This window comes from Kitasatospora sp. cg17-2 (assembly GCF_054031055.1).
On sequence record NZ_CM132923.1, the window covers coordinates 3,762,005 to 3,780,657 of the forward strand.

Genomic DNA, 18,653 nt, shown 5'->3' on the forward strand with positions numbered 1-18,653 from the left:
CCGGGGCCCCCGGCGGCAGGCCGCGCAAGCCGCCCGGGGCCCTCGCGGGGCTCCGCCGGGCCTCCCGCGGCGGCCGCCGGACGCCCCCGGGCGGCCGCCCGCTCACGCCTCGAAGCGGTAGCCCATCCCCGGCTCGGTGATGAAGTGGCGCGGGTGGGAGGGGTCCCGTTCGAGCTTGCGCCGCAGCTGGGCGAGGTACACCCGCAGATAGTTCGTCTCGGTGCGGTAGGCGGGCCCCCACACCTCCTGCAGCAGCTGGGTCTGGCTGACCAGGCGGCCCGCGTTGCGGACCAGGACCTCCAGCAGATGCCACTCGGTCGGGGTAAGGCGGATGTCGCCGCCGTCCCGGTTCACCTTCTTCGCCGCCAGGTCGACGGTGAAGCTCTCGGTGACCACCACCGAGTCGTCCTCCCCCGCGACCGGCTCGGCCCGGCGGACGGCGGCACGCATCCGGGCGAGCAGCTCGTCCATGCCGAAGGGCTTGGTGACGTAGTCGTCGGCCCCCGCGTCCAGGGCCTCGACCTTCTCGTCGGAGGCGTGCCGGGCCGAGAGCACGATGATCGGCACCCGGGTCCACCCGCGCAGACCGCGGATCACCTCGACCCCGTCCATGTCGGGCAGGCCGAGGTCGAGGACGACGACGTCGGGATGGCGGGCGGCGGCGAGCTCCAGGGCGCTCGCGCCGTCGTGCGCCGCGTCGACCTCGTACTTGCGGGCCTTGAGGTTGATCACCAGCGCGCGGACGATCTGCGGTTCGTCGTCCACGACGAGGACCCGGGTCATGCGGGCTCCGCCTTTCGGGGCTGTCGGATCGGGGGGTGGTCGTCGGGCAGGTGCTCGTCGGACGGACGGTCGTCCAGTGGGCGGTCGTCGAGCGGGCGGTCGTTCGGGGCCCGGCCGTCGGGCAACCGGTCGACGGCCGGCAGGGTGACCACCATGGTCAGCCCGCCGCCCGGGGTGTCCTCCGCGGTCACGGTGCCGTCCATCGCCTCGACGAAGCCCCGCGCCACCGCCAGACCCAGCCCCACCCCGGCGCCGCGCGGCGCGTCGCCGTAGCGCTGGAAGGGCGCGAAGATCCGCTCCTTGGCATCCTCCGGCACCCCCGGCCCTCGGTCCACGATCCGCAGCTCGACCCGGCCCGGTTCCCCCGGCGGCCGCAGGGCACCGGCCTTGACCAGCACCTTCACCCCGTCCGGGCTGTACTTCACGGCGTTCTCGATCAGATTGGCGAGCGAGCGCTCCAGCAGCCCGCCGTCCGCCCGGATCATCGGCAGCGTCTCCGGCACGTCCAGCCGCACGGCACCCGCCGGGACACCGCCCAGCGCGAACGGCACCACCTCGTCCAGATCGGTCTCCAGGATCAGCGGGGTGACCGTACCGGTCTGCAGCCGGCTCATGTCGAGCAGATTGTTGATCAGATGGTCGAGCCGGTCCGCCCCCGCCTCGATCCCGGCCAGCAGCTCCGCCTCGTCCGCCTCGTCCCACTCCACGTCCGCCGAGCGGAGCGAGCTCACCGAGGCCTTGATCCCGGCCAGCGGGGTCCGCAGATCGTGCGAGACCGCCGCCAGCAGCGCGGTCCGGATCCGGTTGCCCTCCGCCTCCCGGCGCGCGGCCGCCGCCTCGCCCGCCAGCCGCCGGCGCTCCAGCACCACGGCCGCCTGGGCCGCGAACGCCCCGAGCAGCCGCCGGTCCTCGCCCGGCAGCACCCGGCCCCGCAGCGCCAGGGCCAGGTTCTCCCCGACCGGGACGTCGACGTCGGCCGTCTCCGGCCGCTCCGGCGGACGCGGGCCCGCCGTCGCCACCGGGTGCCACGCGCCGAGCGGGTCGGGCCGCTCCAGCAGCGCCGCCGACTCCTGCTGGAAGGTCTCCCGGACCTGCTCCAGCAGCGCGGTCAGCACCCCGTCCCCGCTGGGCGCCCCGCGCAGGACCGTGCCCGCCAGCGCGCTGAGCGTCTGCGCCTCGGTCTGGCTGCGGGCCGCCTGATGGGTCCGCCGGGCCGCCAGGTCGACCACCGAGGCCACCGCGATCCCGACGGCGGTGAATATCGCCACCGCCAGGATGTTCTGCGGCTCGTCGATGGTGAAGGTGTGGATCGGTGGAGCGAAGTAGTAGTTCAGCGCCGAGGAGCTGACGAGTGCCGACGCCATCGCCGGGTACAGCCCGCCCACCAGCGCCGCGCACACCGTCAGCGACAGGAACAGCAACATGTCCGTGGTCAGGCCGAGACCGTCCACGTTGATCAGCAGCAGCGCCAGCAGCGGCGGACCGGCCACTCCGATCAGCCAGCCGCCGATCGTCCGCGTCCGGCCCAGATCGGTCACCCGGCGGACCGGAATCCGCCCCCGGCCCTTCGCCTCGTGCTCGTGCGTGACGATGTGCACGTCGATGTCGCCCGACTCCCGGGTCACCGTGCCGCTCACACCGGGCCCGTAGATGTACTGCCAGGCCGGGCGGCGGCTGGTGCCCAGCACGATCTGGGTCGCGTTCACCCCGCGGGCGAACTCCAGCAGTCCGGCGGCCGGATCGTCCCCCAGCACCGCGTGGTACGAGCCGCCCAGGCCCTCCACCAGCGCCCGCTGCTCGATCAGCGCCTGCGACGACCCCGAGCCGGAGCCGGCCAGCCCGTCCGAGCGGGAGATGTGCACGGCCAGCAGCTCACCACCGGACCCGCGGGCCGCGATCCGGGCCGCCCGGCGGATCAGCGTCGCGCCCTCCGGACCGCCCGTCAGACCGACCACGATCCGCTCGCGCGCCTGCCAGGTGCCCTTGATCCCCTGCTCGGCCCGGTACTTCTGCAGGTACTCGTCGACCCGGTCGGCCGTCCACAGCAGCGCCAGCTCCCGCAGCGCCGTCAGGTTTCCCGGCCGGAAGTAGTTGGCGAGCGCCGCGTCGACCTTCTCCGGCGCGTACACGTTGCCGTGCGCCAGCCGGCGCCGCAGCGCCTGCGGCGACATGTCGACCAGTTCGATCTGATCCGCCCGGCGCACCACCTCGTCCGGCACGGTCTCCCGCTGCCGCACCCCGGTGATGCCCTCGACGACGTCCCCGAGCGACTCCAGGTGCTGGATGTTCACCGTCGAGATGACATCGATCCCGGCCGCGAGCAGTTCCTCGACGTCCTGCCAGCGCTTCTCGTTCCGGCACCCCGGCACATTGGTGTGCGCCAGTTCGTCCACCAGCGCCACCTGCGGCCGGCGGGCCAGCAGCGCGTCCAGGTCCAGCTCCGTGAACCGGGCCCCGCGGTGCGTCAGCTCCCGCCGCGGCACCAGCTCCAGACCCGTCACCTGTGCCGCCGTGTGCCGGCGCCCGTGATCCTCGACGAACGCCACCACGACGTCCGTGCCACGCTCCAGCCGCCGGTGCGCCTCCGCGAGCATGGCGTACGTCTTGCCGACCCCGGGGGCCGCCCCGAGGTAGATCCGTAGCCTGCCGCGTCCCATGTGCACCATTCTTGATCCGACCGAAGCTGGCGGCCATCCCGGACACCAGTTCCCTTCGCCTTCGAGACTACGGCGAAGACGTCGCTTTGCCAGCGATCGGGGCCTTGAGCTGGGAGTTTTAGCGCCATTTTGATGGGGATCCGTCGGCTGCGGCTGGGCCGTCGGCGGGGCGGCCGACTGGGCGGGCCGGGCGGACGGCCGAATTCTCGGCTTTCTCCGCGGCAATTCACGCACAACGCAAAGAACCCCCGTCGGTTTCCCGACGGGGGTTCTTCACAATGATTGTTCGGCGGCGTCCTACTCTCCCACAGGGTCCCCCCTGCAGTACCATCGGCGCTGTGAGGCTTAGCTTCCGGGTTCGGAATGTAACCGGGCGTTTCCCTCACGCTATGACCACCGAAACACTATGAAACTGTCAACCGCACCCACGACAGGCCATGTCATGGGGGTCGTTGTTTCAGAACAACACAGTGGACGCGAGCAACTGAGGACAAGCCCTCGGCCTATTAGTACCGGTCAACTCCACCCCTCACAGGGCTTCCATATCCGGCCTATCAACCCAGTCGTCTACTGGGAGCCTTACCCTCTCAAGGAGGTGGGAGTGCTCATCTCGAAGCAGGCTTCCCGCTTAGATGCTTTCAGCGGTTATCCCTCCCGAACGTAGCCAACCAGCCATGCCCTTGGCAGGACAACTGGCACACCAGAGGTTCGTCCGTCCCGGTCCTCTCGTACTAGGGACAGCCCTTCTCAACACTCCTACGCGCACAGCGGATAGGGACCGAACTGTCTCACGACGTTCTAAACCCAGCTCGCGTACCGCTTTAATGGGCGAACAGCCCAACCCTTGGGACCTACTCCAGCCCCAGGATGCGACGAGCCGACATCGAGGTGCCAAACCATCCCGTCGATATGGACTCTTGGGGAAGATCAGCCTGTTATCCCCGGGGTACCTTTTATCCGTTGAGCGACGGCGCTTCCACAAGCCACCGCCGGATCACTAGTCCCGACTTTCGTCCCTGCTCGACCCGTCAGTCTCACAGTCAAGCTCCCTTGTGCACTTACACTCAACACCTGATTGCCAACCAGGCTGAGGGAACCTTTGGGCGCCTCCGTTACTCTTTAGGAGGCAACCGCCCCAGTTAAACTACCCACCAGACACTGTCCCTGATCCGGATCACGGACCCAGGTTAGACATCCAGCACGACCAGAGTGGTATTTCAACGACGACTCCACCATGACTGGCGTCACGGCTTCAAAGTCTCCCACCTATCCTACACAAGCCGAACCGAACACCAATATCAAGCTATAGTAAAGGTCCCGGGGTCTTTCCGTCCTGCTGCGCGAAACGAGCATCTTTACTCGTAATGCAATTTCACCGGGCCTATGGTTGAGACAGTCGAGAAGTCGTTACGCCATTCGTGCAGGTCGGAACTTACCCGACAAGGAATTTCGCTACCTTAGGATGGTTATAGTTACCACCGCCGTTTACTGGCGCTTAAGTTCTCAGCTTCGCCCCGACGAATCAGAGCTAACCGGTCCCCTTAACGTTCCAGCACCGGGCAGGCGTCAGTCCGTATACATCGCCTTACGGCTTCGCACGGACCTGTGTTTTTAGTAAACAGTCGCTTCTCGCTGGTCTCTGCGGCCACCCCCAGCTCTGGCAGCAAGTGCCGTCACCAGGAATGGCCCCCCTTCTCCCGAAGTTACGGGGGCATTTTGCCGAGTTCCTTAACCATAGTTCACCCGAACGCCTCGGTATTCTCTACCTGACCACCTGAGTCGGTTTGGGGTACGGGCCGCCATGAAACTCGCTAGAGGCTTTTCTCGACAGCATAGGATCATCCACTTCACCACAATCGGCTCGGCATCAGGTCTCAGGCTCATGTTGTGCGGATTTGCCTACACAACGCCCTACACCCTTACCCCGGGACAACCACCGCCCGGGCTGGACTACCTTCCTGCGTCACCCCATCGCTCACCTAGTACAGACTTGGTTCAGCGGCTCCACCACGTCCCTTTGTCCGAAGACTCCGGGTGGCTTCACGGCTTTAGCATCACCTGGTTCAGCGTTGGCGCTTCAAAGCGGGTACGGGAATATCAACCCGTTGTCCATCGACTACGCCTGTCGGCCTCGCCTTAGGTCCCGACTTACCCTGGGCAGATCAGCTTGACCCAGGAACCCTTGGTCAATCGGCGCAAGAGTTTCCCACTCTTGTATCGCTACTCATGCCTGCATTCTCACTCGTGTACCGTCCACGACTGGTTTCCACCGCCGCTTCACCCGGCACACGACGCTCCCCTACCCATCACAGCAGGCGTTGGCCCTATATGCTGCAATGACACGACTTCGGTGATGTGCTTGAGCCCCGCTACATTGTCGGCGCGGAATCACTTGACCAGTGAGCTATTACGCACTCTTTCAAGGGTGGCTGCTTCTAAGCCAACCTCCTGGTTGTCTCTGCGACTCCACATCCTTTCCCACTTAGCACACGCTTAGGGACCTTAGTCGGTGTTCTGGGCTGTTTCCCTCTCGACCATGGAGCTTATCCCCCACAGTCTCACTGCCACGCTCTCACTTACCGGCATTCGGAGTTTGGCTAAGGTCAGTAACCCGGTGAGGCCCATCGCCTATCCAGTGCTCTACCTCCGGCAAGAAACACGTGACGCTGCACCTAAATGCATTTCGGGGAGAACCAGCTATCACGGAGTTTGATTGGCCTTTCACCCCTAACCACAGGTCATCCCCCAGGTTTTCAACCCTGGTGGGTTCGGTCCTCCACGAAGTCTTACCTCCGCTTCAACCTGCCCATGGCTAGATCACTCCGCTTCGGGTCTTGGGCATGCAACTGTATCGCCCTGTTCGGACTCGCTTTCGCTACGGCTACCCCACACGGGTTAACCTCGCTACACACCGCAAACTCGCAGGCTCATTCTTCAAAAGGCACGCAGTCACGAGACACACAGCAAGCTGCATGTCCGACGCTCCCACGGCTTGTAGGCACACGGTTTCAGGTACTATTTCACTCCGCTCCCGCGGTACTTTTCACCATTCCCTCACGGTACTATCCGCTATCGGTCACCAGGGAATATTTAGGCTTAGCGGGTGGTCCCGCCAGATTCACACGGGATTTCTCGGGCCCCGTGCTACTTGGGAGTTCTTCAAACGAGCCGTACAGATTTCGCCTACGGGGGTCTTACCCTCTACGCCGGACCTTTCGCATGTCCTTCGACTACCTGTACGGTTTCTGACTCGCCGACCGGTAGGCAGACCGGTCAAGAAAAATCCCACGACCCCGTATCGGCAACCCCTGCCGGGTCTCACACCAATACGGTTTAGCCTCATCCGGTTTCGCTCGCCACTACTCCCGGAATCACGGTTGTTTTCTCTTCCTGCGGGTACTGAGATGTTTCACTTCCCCGCGTTCCCTCCACATACCCTATGTGTTCAGGTATGGGTGACAGCCCATGACGACTGCCGGGTTTCCCCATTCGGAAACCCCCGGATCAAAGCCTGGTTGACGGCTCCCCGGGGACTATCGTGGCCTCCCACGTCCTTCATCGGTTCCTGGTGCCAAGGCATCCACCGTGCGCCCTTAAAAACTTGGCCACAGATGCTCGCGTCCACTGTGCAGTTCTCAAACAACGACCAGACACCCACACTCAGCAGCCCGAAGACCACCTCGCATGAGACCGGCACTGAAGAAACAGACCATACGGCCGTTCCCTCAGGACCCAACAACGTGCCCGACACCCAGGACCAATCAACCACGTTCCACGCCGAAGCAGTACTTGCGAAAGTTGATCCTGTGTGCCGAATAGTCAACGTTCCACCCATGAGCAACCGTGCAGGACATTCGCCTGCAAGCGGCATATTGCTCCTTAGAAAGGAGGTGATCCAGCCGCACCTTCCGGTACGGCTACCTTGTTACGACTTCGTCCCAATCGCTGGTCCCACCTTCGACGGCTCCTCCCCTTACGGGTTAGGCCACCGGCTTCGGGTGTTACCGACTTTCGTGACGTGACGGGCGGTGTGTACAAGGCCCGGGAACGTATTCACCGCAGCATGCTGATCTGCGATTACTAGCAACTCCAACTTCATGGGGTCGAGTTGCAGACCCCAATCCGAACTGAGGCCGGCTTTTTGGGATTCGCTCCGCCTCGCGGCATCGCAGCCCTTTGTACCGACCATTGTAGCACGTGTGCAGCCCAAGACATAAGGGGCATGATGATGTTTGACGTCGTCCCCACCTTCCTCCGAGTTGACCCCGGCAGTCTCCTGTGAGTCCCCATCACCCCGAAAGGCATGCTGGCAACACAGAACAAGGGTTGCGCTCGTTGCGGGACTTAACCCAACATCTCACGACACGAGCTGACGACAACCATGCACCACCTGTATACCGACCACAAGGGGGCGACTATCTCTAGCCGTTTCCGGTATATGTCAAGCCTTGGTAAGGTTCTTCGCGTTGCGTCGAATTAAGCCACATGCTCCGCTGCTTGTGCGGGCCCCCGTCAATTCCTTTGAGTTTTAGCCTTGCGGCCGTACTCCCCAGGCGGGGAACTTAATGCGTTAGCTGCGGCACCGACGACGTGGAATGTCGCCAACACCTAGTTCCCAACGTTTACGGCGTGGACTACCAGGGTATCTAATCCTGTTCGCTCCCCACGCTTTCGCTCCTCAGCGTCAGTAATGGCCCAGAGATCCGCCTTCGCCACCGGTGTTCCTCCTGATATCTGCGCATTTCACCGCTACACCAGGAATTCCGATCTCCCCTACCACACTCTAGCCTGCCCGTATCGAATGCAGACCCGGGGTTGAGCCCCGGGCTTTCACATCCGACGCGACAGGCCGCCTACGAGCTCTTTACGCCCAATAATTCCGGACAACGCTCGCACCCTACGTATTACCGCGGCTGCTGGCACGTAGTTAGCCGGTGCTTCTTCTGCAGGTACCGTCACTTGCGCTTCTTCCCTGCTGAAAGAGGTTTACAACCCGAAGGCCGTCATCCCTCACGCGGCGTCGCTGCATCAGGCTTTCGCCCATTGTGCAATATTCCCCACTGCTGCCTCCCGTAGGAGTCTGGGCCGTGTCTCAGTCCCAGTGTGGCCGGTCGCCCTCTCAGGCCGGCTACCCGTCGTCGCCTTGGTAGGCCATTACCCCACCAACAAGCTGATAGGCCGCGGGCTCATCCTGCACCGCCGGAGCTTTACACCCGGGACCATGCGGTCCCAGGTCATATCCGGTATTAGACCCCGTTTCCAGGGCTTGTCCCAGAGTGCAGGGCAGATTGCCCACGTGTTACTCACCCGTTCGCCACTGATCCACCCCGAAGGGCTTCACCGTTCGACTTGCATGTGTTAAGCACGCCGCCAGCGTTCGTCCTGAGCCAGGATCAAACTCTCCGTGAATGATTACCCGTAATCGGGTCAGCACTCGCGTCGAGCGGCACGGCAACCACCGGAATAGGGTGGTCCCGCGCACTGCGTCCTCGCTAGTGTTTTACTTCAAAAGGAATCTCCAACCCCAGGAAACCCTGAGGCCGGGGATGTCAACATATCTGGCGTTGACTTTTGGCACGCTGTTGAGTTCTCAAGGAACGGACACTTCCTTCAGGCGGCTTTCACACCGGCCCTCCGGGCGCTTCGTTCTTTCGTGTTCCCAGCTTATCAGATGTTTTCCGTGCCGTTCCCGGCGCTTCCTTCATCCAACTCGCTGGTGTCTTCTGCGGCTTGACGCCCCGTCCGACGTTTCAAACTCTAGCCGATCCCCGCTCCGAAAAGCGAATCCGGCCGCAATCCCTGAAAGCAGGCACACCTAATAGACCCTGAGCCGGAACGTATCGAAAGAAATAACGACACGCCTCGGCCCGAAATGGGAAGAGGTGGTGTTTCAGAGGATTGGCCGCTCCGGGACCGTCCGCGCCGATGCGTGTCCGGTGCTCCCTGCCGAGCGACTACAGAACACTACGCCCGTTCGGAGGCAAAGGCAAACGGTCCGCCCGGACGATGCGGGTGCAGACGGCGCGGCCCGCCTTCACGTACTCGCCGTTGGGGCGGTCGTTGCCGGTGACCCAGCGGCGGGCGGTGGCCTCGTCCCGGCCGCCGGTGCGGTGGCGGTCGAGGAGACGGGCCTCGCGGACGGCGTCGTCGGCCTCGACGTACCAGAGCTCGCGCAGCAGTCGGCGGGCCTCCGGCCAGGGGTGGTCGGCGGAGGCGAGGTAGTTGCCCTCGGTCACCACCAGGCGGGTCCGCGGGTGGACGACGTGGCGGGCGGCCACCGGTTCGTCGAGGTCGCGGTCGAAGTCGGGGACGTAGATGTCCTGGAACCGCTCGGTGGCGACCCGGCGCAGCAGGGCGACGTAGCCGTGCGCGTCGAAGGTGGCGGGGGCGCCCTTGCGGTGGCCCAGGCCGAGGCGGTCGAGCTGGGCGGCGGAGAGGTGGAAGCCGTCGAGGGGGAGGTAGGCGGCGCTGCCCGGGCCCTCCCGGCGCTCGACCTCCGCGACGAGGTGCCGGGCCAGGGTGGACTTGCCGGCGGCGGGCGGGCCGGCGAGTCCGAGGACGGTGCGGGCCTCGCTCCCGGGGCCTCGCAGCAGGCCGAGGGCGAGGGCCGTCAGGCTGTCGGCGCCGGGGGTGTCCCCCGTGCGGTCCCCGGTGGTGCGGTCCGCGTTCATGGGCGAACCCTACTCAGAGAGCGACCTCAGCGAGCGACCTCGGCGGGCCGGCCGCCGCGAGCAGCCCCGGCGGGCACCCCCGGCGGCCGGCCCCCGGCTACGCGGGGCGGTCGGCGAGGGCGGGCAGGTCCAGGGTGAGCGTCCCGGCGTCCGCGTCGAGCAGGGCGGGGACGCCGAGCGGGACGGTGAGGGTGGACGGGCAGTGGCCGAAGCCGAGCTCCCAGACGACGGGGATGCCGAGCGGTCCGAGCCGGTCGAGCATGACGTCCCGGACCCGGTCGAGCGGGCCGCAGCCCTCCCAGGAGCCGAGCGCGATCCCGGTGACGCCGTCGAAGGCGCCGGAGCGCAGGAACTGGGTGAGGAGGCGGTCGAGCTGGTACGGGTGCTCGTTGACGTCTTCGAGGATCAGGATGTTGCCCGCGTAGGAGGGGCGGGCGGCGGGGGTGCCGCGCTCGGCGGCGAGGACGTGGGTGCAGCCGCCGGCGGTGACGCCGCGGGCCCGGCCGGGGACGAGGGCGGCGGCGGTGGGCGAGGTGATGACGGTGGTGGCGGCGGGGTCGAAGAGGGTGCGGCGCAGGTGTTCGGCGGTGGGGGCGTCGCCGATGAAGCCGGCGGTGGCGGTCATCGGTCCGTAGAGGGTGGCGAGGCCGAGGCGCTGGGCGAAGGCCTCGTGCAGGGAGGAGACGTCGCTGAAGCCGATGAGGATCTTGGGCGGGGCGGCGCGCAGGGCGTCCCAGTCGAGGAGGTCGACCATGCGGTGGACGCCGTAGCCGCCGCGGGCGCAGACGACGGCGTCGACGGTGGGGTCGAGCCAGGCGGCCTGGAGGTCGGCGGCGCGGTCGGCGTCGGTCCCGGCGAGGTGGCCGAGGACGGGGTGGGTGTCGAGGACGTGCGGGGCGACGGTGACGCGCAGTCCCCAGGAGCGGAGGACGGCGGTGCCGGCGCTGAGCCGCTGCGGATCGATGGGGCCGCTGGTGGCGACCACGGTGATGTGGTCCCCGGGGCGGAGGTGCGGCGGGCGGGTCAGCCCTCGGCCTGGGGTGGTCGGGTGCTGGGCCATGGCCGGGTTCCTTCCGGGTCGGGGTGCTCTCGGGGCCGGCGCGGGACCGGCCCCGAGAGGTTATGCCCCGGCCGCGTTCACAGCGATCCCATGACGGCCCGCACTTCGGTGAGGGTGGCGTCGGCGATCGCGTTGGCGTGTTCGGATCCGGTGCGCAGGACCTGGCGGATGTGGGCCCGGTCGGCGGCGAGTTCGGCGCGGCGGGCGCGGATCGGCCGGAGGTGTTCGTTCACGGCCTCGGTGACGGTGCGCTTGAGGGCGGCGGCGCCGCCGTCGCCGATCTCCTCGGCGAGCTCCTCGGGCGCCCGGTCCTGGCAGAGGCCGGCGAGCAGGAGGAGGTTGGCGACCTCGGGGCGGCCGACGGGGTCGTAGGTGATGCGGCGGTCCGCGTCGGTCTTCGCCCCCTTGAGGAGGCGGGCGGTGGTGTCCTCGTCGGCGGCGAGCGGCACGGAGTTGCCGCGGCTCTTGCTCATCTTGCCGCCGTCGGTGCCGAGGAGCAGCGGTGCGGAGGAGAGCAGGGCGCGGGGGCGGGGGAAGACGGGGGTGCCGTCGGGGCGCGGGTAGCGCTCGTCGAAGCGGCGGGCGACGGTGCGGGCGACTTCGAGGTGCGGCAGCTGGTCCTTGCCGACGGGGACGAGGTCGGCCTTGCAGAAGAGGATGTCGGCGGCCTGGTGGACGGGGTAGGTGAGCATCAGTCCGTTCACGGCGGCCTGGCTGGAGTGGGCGATCTCGTCCTTGACGGTGGGGTTGCGGTGGAGTTCGGCGACGCTGACCAGGCTGAGGAAGGGCAGCAGCAGCTGGTTGAGGGCGGGGACGGAGCTGTGGGTGAAGATCGTGGCGCGGTCGGGGTCGATCCCGGTGGCGAGGTAGTCGACGACGAGGTTCTCGGTGTGTTCGGCGAGGCGGTCGGCGAGGTCCCGGTCGGTGATGACCTGGTAGTCGGGGACGACGAGGAACATCTCGACGCCGAGGCGCTGGAGGTGGACGCGGTTGCGGAGGCTGCCGAAGTAGTGGCCGAGGTGGAGCGGGCCGGTGGGGCGGTCGCCGGTGAGGACGCGGTGGGCGGCCGGGTTGTCGCGGATGCCCTCGGCCAGGTCGGCCAGGTCGGTCAGGTGGCTCGGGCCGGTCGCGTCGGTGGGGACGTTCGGGGCGGTCGCGGTGCTCGCGGTGGTCACGGGGTTTCTCCTCGGTACGGCGGTGGTCGCGGCCGTCCGGGGCTCGGGGCCCGTCCCGTCGGAGAAACGCAGCAGGGCCGTCCGTCCCGGACGGCCCTGGTCAGGCGTGGCTGGTGGCCGTCCTAGGACGGCCACCAGTCGAGACCTGCGAAGCGCTTCATGGGTGCGAGGGTAGCGGTCGCGGGTGCCGGACCGCCGCCGGTTTTCCGCTTCCGCGCCGCGGTTCCCCGCGCTGCCGCTTTCCGCGCCGCTCCGTCGCCCGTCAGTCCTCGACGACGAGGGCGGGGGTGTCCTGGCGGAGGGTCTCGCCGCGGAAGAACGCGGGCCGGTAGGCGCCGTACACGAGCATCAGGACCGCGCCCAGCAGCAGGATGCCGACGCCGATGACGAACACCGAACCGATGCCGAACACGGCGCCGCTGCCGTACTCCGGGTCCCAGGCGTCGGTGAGGGTCTGCAGGAAGACCCCGCCGAGCAGGAGGCCGCCGAGCAGTGGGGCGAGGCCCTTGAGCACGAGGTCGCGCAGGCTGTCGCGGAGCGAGTGCCGGAAGTACCAGACGCAGGCGAAGGCGGTCAGCGCGTAGTAGAAGCAGATCATCAGACCGAGGGCCAGGATGGTGTCCTGGACGACGTTCTCGCTGATCACGCTCATGCCGACGTAGAACACGGCGGTGGCGGCTCCGGCGGCGACGGTGGCGAAGCCGGGGGTGCGGTGGCGCGGGTGGACGGTGCCGAAGCGGGGCGGTACGGCCCGGTAGGCGCTCATCGCGAGCAGGGTCCGCGCGACCGGGATGAAGGTGGTCTGCAGGCTGGCGGCGGCGCTGGCGACGACGGCCAGGAAGAGCAGGATGCTCCACGGCGAGCCGAGGACCGGCCGGGCCAGGGCGGAGAAGACGTTGTCGGCGGTGTCCGGGTTGCCGAGGCCGTTGCCGGTGCTGCCGACGCCGGCGAACATCTGGGCGGCGACGGCGACCAGCAGGTAGGAGCCGACCAGGGTGATCATCGAGATCATCGCGGCCCGGCCCGGGGTCTTGGCGCTGCCGCTGGTCTCCTCGTTCATGGTGAGGCAGGTGTCCCAGCCCCAGTACATGAAGATCGAGAGGGACAGGCCGGCGGTGAAGGCGCTGAACGAGCCCACCTCCAGCGGGTTGAGCCAGGAGGCGGAGAAGCCGACGGAGTCGGGCAGGTCGCCGGTGGCGGCCTTACCGATGGCGACGCCGGCGAACAGCAGCAGGACGGCGAGCTGGAGCCCGACCAGGCTGTACTGGAACCACTTGGTGGCCGTCATGCCGCGGTAGCTCATCGCGGTGGCGGCGGCGATCAGGACGACGACGGTGGCCAGATGGACGGCCTTGTTGTCGTTGAGGTCGGCGACGGCTCCGCTGCCCGTCATCTCGCCGAGCATGAGGTACAGGAAGTCGGTGGCCACCCCGGCGAGGTTGGACAGCACGATGATGGTGGCGACCGTCAGGCCCCAGCCGGCCATCCACCCGACGCGGGGGCCGAAGGCCTTGACCGTCCAGGTGAAGGACGTGCCGCAGTCCGGGAAGTCCTTGTTCAGTTCCTTGTACGCGAACGCGACGAGCAGCATCGGCAGGAAGCCGGCCAGGAAGACCGCGGGCATCTGGACGCCGACGGCGGTGACCGTCGGTCCCAGGGTGGCGGTCAGGCAGTAGACCGGGGCGACCGTGGAGACGCCCAGGACCACGCTGCTCAGCAGGCCGACCGAGTTGCCCCGTAGGCCCTTGTCCCCCGCTGCCCCCGTCGCCCCCGTGCCGGGGGCTCCACCACTGGCACCACTGACCGGGGCACCCTGCGGAGCGGCGGGCGCCGTTGCCCGGCCGCTGCTTCCGTGCTCTGAGAGCTGCTGATCAAACACCTGCGCACCCTAGGTGCGGGTACCGAAGGTTGAGTAGGCCAACCCTTGGTGATTTGAACCACTCCCTTCGATTTGCCCGTACGGAGCTGGGCGTTGGCCGATGATGCATGGGGCGTTAAGGCGTGTACCTTTATTTCAAAGGGTTGTTACCGAATTGATTTGCCCGCTGTGTCACCTTTTGAGACGTTTTGCCGTCGGCTGCGCGGACCCGGCCGACGCGGCGCGGGACCGTTCGGGGACGTCGGATAGGTTTGCCTTGCCTAACCAACATTCCGCCCCCGAAGGAGCGCCGCGTGTCCCCCACTCCCGGCCACCCGACCACCCCCCGCCCCGGCCGACGGGCCCTGCTCACCGCGGCGCTCACCGGCGGCGCCGTCCTCGGCCTCGGCGGACTCCTCACCGCCTGCGGCAGCTCGGGCGGCTCCGGCGGGTCGACCGGACCGGGCGGTGCCGGCGGCACGGCGAAGCCCTCCGGCGGCTCCTCCCCGGACCAGAAGTCCGTCAAGCAGGGCGGCGACGACTACGCCACCGTGATCGAGAAGATGAAGGGCTTCGGCACCGACGCCGCACCCGGCGTCTACCCCCGGACCATCAGGCACGCGCTGGGCGAGACCGTCGTCCCGGCGAAGCCGACCCGGGTCGTCGTCCTCGACACCGGCGAGCTCGACAACGTCGTCTCGCTGGGCATCCAGCCGGTCGGCGTGGTCCACACCGACGGCTCCAAGAGCATGCCGTCCTACCTCAAGGACAGGGCCGGCAGCCCCGCCGCCGTCGGCACCATCAACAGCCTCAACCTGGAGGCCATCGCCGCGCTCAAGCCGGACCTGATCCTCGGCAGCCAGCTGCGCGCCCAGGACCAGTACCAGCAGCTCTCCAAGATCGCGCCGACCGTCTTCTCGCTGCGCCCCGGCTACCCGTGGAAGCAGAACTTCGTGCTCAACGCGAGCCCGTTCGGCCTGGAGGCGGAGGCCAGGGCGCAGCTGGACGCCTACCAGGCGGCCGCCGCGGCGATCGGCGCCGCGCTCGGCGACAAGCGGCCCACCATCACGCCGCTGCGCTTCATGCCCGGCAAGACCCGGCTGTACGCGGAGCTGTCCTTCATCGGCACCGTCCTCACCGACGTCCGGCTGCCGCAGCCCCCGATCGAGCAGGTCAAGGAACTCGCGGTGGAGATCGGCCCCGAGCAGATCGACAAGGCGGACGCCGACTGGATCTTCTACGGGGTCTACGGCACGCCCAGCTCCACCAACCAGGACGCGGTGCTCGGCGGGGCGCTCTGGAAGACCCTGGGCGCGGTCAAGTCCGGCCAGGCGCGGCCGGTCCCGGACGAGACCTGGTTCCTCGGGCTCGGCGTGGCCGCCGCGAACGTTGTCCTCTCGGACCTGAAGGGCTTCGTGGCACCCGGGGCCTGACCGGCACCCTCCCCGGGGGGACCGGGGCCGGCGGGAATCCGGTGGGCCCGACGAGGGAACCTGCGAGCCCGACAGGACGTCAGGGTGTTGTGCAGGTGGGACCGGTGGTACGAGGGGGACTCGTGGGGCGTGACGGTGTTGTGGGGCGCAGGGGGCGGAAACGCGCTTGGAGCACGTCGCCCGGTGCGGGAGGATCGACGGGACCGTACCCCGAAGGGCCCGTGCCAATGACCACGCTCGACCGGACCGCCGCCGACCGACAGCCGTCCGCCCCGTCCGTTCCCCCGGCGCTCGACGCCGCCGACCCGGTGGACGGGGGGACCCGCTGTTCGATCACGGCGGCGGGCACCGACGCCCGGACGGGCGGCGCGGCCGGCGGCCTGCTGGGCGGCTCCGTGCCCCGGCCGCGCGGCGGGGACGCCGACGGCGGGTCCGAGGCCTCAGAGTCCGCCGCGGCCGCCGAGGAGGCCGCGGCGGGCGGGTCCGGCCGGTCGGGCGAGGCGTCCCCCGGGCTCCGGCAGCCGCCGGCCGTCCAGGAGCGGACGGTCCCGGTGCTGCGGGCGGCCCACGAGGAGCTGCGCACCGCCATCAGCCGACGGCCCTCGCCGTCGCGCCGCCTCCGTCTGCTGCATCCGCAGACGGCGGCCCCCGTCCGGCCGGACGGCGCGCGCACCGGCCCGGCGCCGGCCGGCGGCACGCCGGTCGTGCCCGCGCCGCGCACCGGCGGCGACCGGGACACCTCCCGGCCGGGGGCGGCGGCGGCCGAACCCCCGCTGGGCGTGCTGATCGGTGGCACGCCCCAGCCGCCGGACGCCGGCGGGCGACCGGGGTGGCCGGGCCGCCCCGAGGAGCGGCCCGCCGTCCGGGCGACCGCCGAGCTCCTCCGGCTCGGCCGGGGGACGTGTCTGGTCGTGCTGCCCGTCTGGCGGCCCGCGATCGCCGTCTCGGTACCGACCGAACAGCTGCTGAGCGCCACCGGACTCGCCTACGAACAGCTCACCGAGGCGCGGCTCTCCGTCGTGATCAACCCCGCCGCCCTGCACGACCGGGAGCTGGAGCTCCGGGACTGGCAGGTCGGCCCGCCCGGGCGGCCGGGCCGACGCGGCCGGCGTCGCCCGCTCCAGGCGTTCGGCGCCGACGGGACCGCCGCTCAGGAGCGGACGGATCCGCCGTTCGGGATGTAGCCGAGATCGACGGGCCGGGGTTCGCGCCGCTCGGTGAGCCAACCCTCCCGGACCTCGGCCAGCAGCTCCGGCAGCCGGGGCGGCCAGAGGGCGTCCGCGTTCTCGTCCGCGAGGTCCGCCGGGGTCCACCAGCGCCAGTCGAGGATCCGGTCCGCGGCGTGCACCGCGCTGACGTCGCCGACCGGGCCCCGGTGCGGGCCGTCGGTGAGGTAGATGTGCTCGTGCTGGCGGACCGGCGTGCCGTGCCAGGTGAAGTCGTGTTCCCAGGTGCAGAGCAGCGGGCCGGGTTCGAGGTCCGACCAGCCGGTCTCCTCCCAGAGCTCGCGGCGTGCCCCCGCCCACGGCGTCTCGTCGGCCTCGATGCCGCCACCCGGCATGGTCCAGTGCACGCCGACCTCGCTGTTGTCCGAACGCAGCAGGAAGACGGCGCCGTGCTCGTCCAGGACGACCGTCCTGGCGGCCCGGCGTGGGACCCTTCGCGCGTTTCGCCACAGGTTTCGCATCGGGTCACTCTGCCAGTGGTGCGCTCCGGCGGTCGAACGGTTTCCACGGCCCGCGGGGCGGTGGCCGCGACGGCCGGAGGGCGGTGGCCGCGACAGCCCGGCCCGGCCGGACAGGGCCGGTCAGGGCCTGTGGCGTCGGGGTTTTGACGGCTCGACGGGCTGTTCCTGCCCGTACTCTGACGCCCATGCCCGCACCCGCGTTCCTCCTCCCCTCCCATCCGCTGGACCCGCGCCGGATCGATCCCCAGTTCGTCCGGGAGGCCCGGCTGCTGCGGGACCTGGGCGGTGAACACCACCTGGTCGACCACGACGCGCTGCTCGCCGGTGACGCCCGCGCGGCCGTCGACCGGGTCCCGGCGGGCCGCGGACCGTTCTGGTACCGGGGGTGGATGCTCCCCTCGGACCGGTACGCGGCGTTCGCCGCCGCCCTGGCCGAACGCGGCGGGCATCTGCTGACCAGCCCGCCCGGGTACGCCTCGGCGCACGAACTGCCGGGCTGGTACGGGGTGTTCGAGGGGGCGACACCGCAGAGCGTCTGGCTGCCGCTGGCGGGGGCCGGCAGCGGCAGCGGGGACCGGGGCGGTGCCGGGGACGGCAGCGGCGGTGAGGGCGGGAGCGGCGGGGACGGGGCCGGGATCGCGCCGCCCGGTCCGGAGCGGTTGGCGGCGGCCGTCGCCGGGCTCGGCGGGCGGGGACCGGCGATCGTCAAGGACTACGTGAAGTCCCGCAAGGAGGAGTGGAGCGAGGCCTGCTTCGTCCCGGAACTGGCGGACCTTCCGGCCGTGGCCCGGGTGGTCGCCCGGTTCGTGGAACGACAGGGCCCCTACCTGGCCGGTGGCGTGGTGCTGCGGCGGTTCGAGGAGTTCACCCGGGTGCTGTGGGACGCCACCGACGCGCCGTCCGGCGGTTCCGGGCCGGACCGGTCGCAGGACCCCGGGCTGCCGGACGACGGACGGGGCGGGCGACGGCGGGCGGTGGAGTCCCGGGTGTGGTGGCTGGACGGCGAGCCGGTGCTGGTCGGACCGCATCCGGACCTGCCCGGCTCCCCGTCCGCGCCCGACCTGTCCGGGGTGCGGGCACCGGTGCGGACGCTCGGCTGCCGGTTCGTCACCACCGACCTGGCCGAGCGGGCGGACGGCTCCGGCTGGCGGGTGGTCGAGGTCGGTGACGGGCAGGTGAGCGAACTGCCCCGGGGAATCGATCCTTCGAGGCTGCTGATCGCGCTGCTCGCGGCGTGAACGACCGGGGTCACCTGGCCCGGGAATGCCGGGGCACGCGGGCGGTACGGCGCGGGCGGGGCACGCGGTCGGGGCGGCGCGGGCGGTCGTG

The 18,653-nt window shown here is 69.1% G+C and carries 10 protein-coding genes and 3 rRNA genes; 3 read left to right on the forward strand and 10 right to left on the reverse strand.

Annotated elements, in window-relative coordinates; genetic code table 11:
- Nucleotides 1–102: 102 nt before the first annotated feature.
- The 9 genes from ACW14Y_RS15545 to ACW14Y_RS15585 form a co-directional block, all read right to left on the reverse strand.
- Nucleotides 103–783: a response regulator gene (locus ACW14Y_RS15545; protein WP_030397355.1), complete on the reverse strand. Its 681-nt coding sequence runs from the start codon at nt 781–783 to the stop codon at nt 103–105.
- Nucleotides 780–3,440, reverse strand: coding sequence for an ATP-binding protein (locus ACW14Y_RS15550; RefSeq protein ID WP_456987207.1), 2,661 nt, complete (start codon nt 3,438–3,440; stop codon nt 780–782). The genes ACW14Y_RS15545 and ACW14Y_RS15550 overlap by 4 nt, the downstream gene beginning before the upstream one ends.
- A 284-nt stretch (nt 3,441–3,724) precedes the next feature.
- A 5S ribosomal RNA gene (gene rrf / locus ACW14Y_RS15555) occupies nt 3,725–3,841 on the reverse strand.
- Between the two features lie 85 nt (nt 3,842–3,926).
- Nucleotides 3,927–7,047 (reverse strand): 23S ribosomal RNA (locus tag ACW14Y_RS15560).
- 276 nt (nt 7,048–7,323) lie between these two features.
- A 16S ribosomal RNA gene (locus tag ACW14Y_RS15565) occupies nt 7,324–8,849 on the reverse strand.
- Together the 16S, 23S and 5S rRNA genes form the textbook arrangement of a ribosomal RNA operon.
- 545 nt (nt 8,850–9,394) lie before the next feature.
- Nucleotides 9,395–10,111: a nucleoside/nucleotide kinase family protein gene (locus tag ACW14Y_RS15570; protein ID WP_380312218.1), complete on the reverse strand. Its 717-nt coding sequence runs from the start codon at nt 10,109–10,111 to the stop codon at nt 9,395–9,397.
- A 97-nt stretch (nt 10,112–10,208) separates the two neighbouring features.
- A complete protein-coding gene (locus tag ACW14Y_RS15575; RefSeq protein ID WP_456987209.1) occupies nt 10,209–11,171 on the reverse strand; it encodes a S66 peptidase family protein in 963 nt (320 codons plus the stop codon).
- A gap of 77 nt (nt 11,172–11,248) precedes the next feature.
- On the reverse strand, nt 11,249–12,346 hold the full coding sequence (gene trpS, locus ACW14Y_RS15580; protein WP_456987211.1) for a tryptophan--tRNA ligase: 1,098 nt from the start codon (nt 12,344–12,346) through the stop codon (nt 11,249–11,251).
- 262 nt (nt 12,347–12,608) lie between these two features.
- Nucleotides 12,609–14,225 (reverse strand): APC family permease, encoded by a 1,617-nt coding sequence (locus tag ACW14Y_RS15585; RefSeq protein WP_456987213.1) that lies wholly within the window; start codon nt 14,223–14,225, stop codon nt 12,609–12,611.
- Between the two features lie 293 nt (nt 14,226–14,518).
- Between ACW14Y_RS15585 and ACW14Y_RS15590 the strand changes: the two genes are divergently transcribed.
- A complete protein-coding gene (locus ACW14Y_RS15590) occupies nt 14,519–15,637 on the forward strand; it encodes an ABC transporter substrate-binding protein (RefSeq protein WP_380312212.1) in 1,119 nt (372 codons plus the stop codon).
- Between the two features lie 227 nt (nt 15,638–15,864).
- Nucleotides 15,865–16,821: a hypothetical protein gene (locus ACW14Y_RS15595; protein ID WP_456987215.1), complete on the forward strand. Its 957-nt coding sequence runs from the start codon at nt 15,865–15,867 to the stop codon at nt 16,819–16,821.
- Here the strand turns inward: ACW14Y_RS15595 and ACW14Y_RS15600 are convergent.
- On the reverse strand, nt 16,788–17,324 hold the full coding sequence (locus ACW14Y_RS15600) for an NUDIX hydrolase (RefSeq protein WP_402723832.1): 537 nt from the start codon (nt 17,322–17,324) through the stop codon (nt 16,788–16,790). The two genes, ACW14Y_RS15595 and ACW14Y_RS15600, sit on opposite strands and share 34 nt — an antisense overlap.
- Before the next feature lie 185 nt (nt 17,325–17,509).
- Here ACW14Y_RS15600 and ACW14Y_RS15605 point away from each other — a divergent pair, with 185 nt between their 5' ends.
- Complete coding sequence (locus tag ACW14Y_RS15605) at nt 17,510–18,562, forward strand: ATP-grasp domain-containing protein (protein ID WP_402723833.1); 1,053 nt, start codon at nt 17,510–17,512, stop codon at nt 18,560–18,562.
- Nucleotides 18,563–18,653 lie beyond the last annotated feature (91 nt).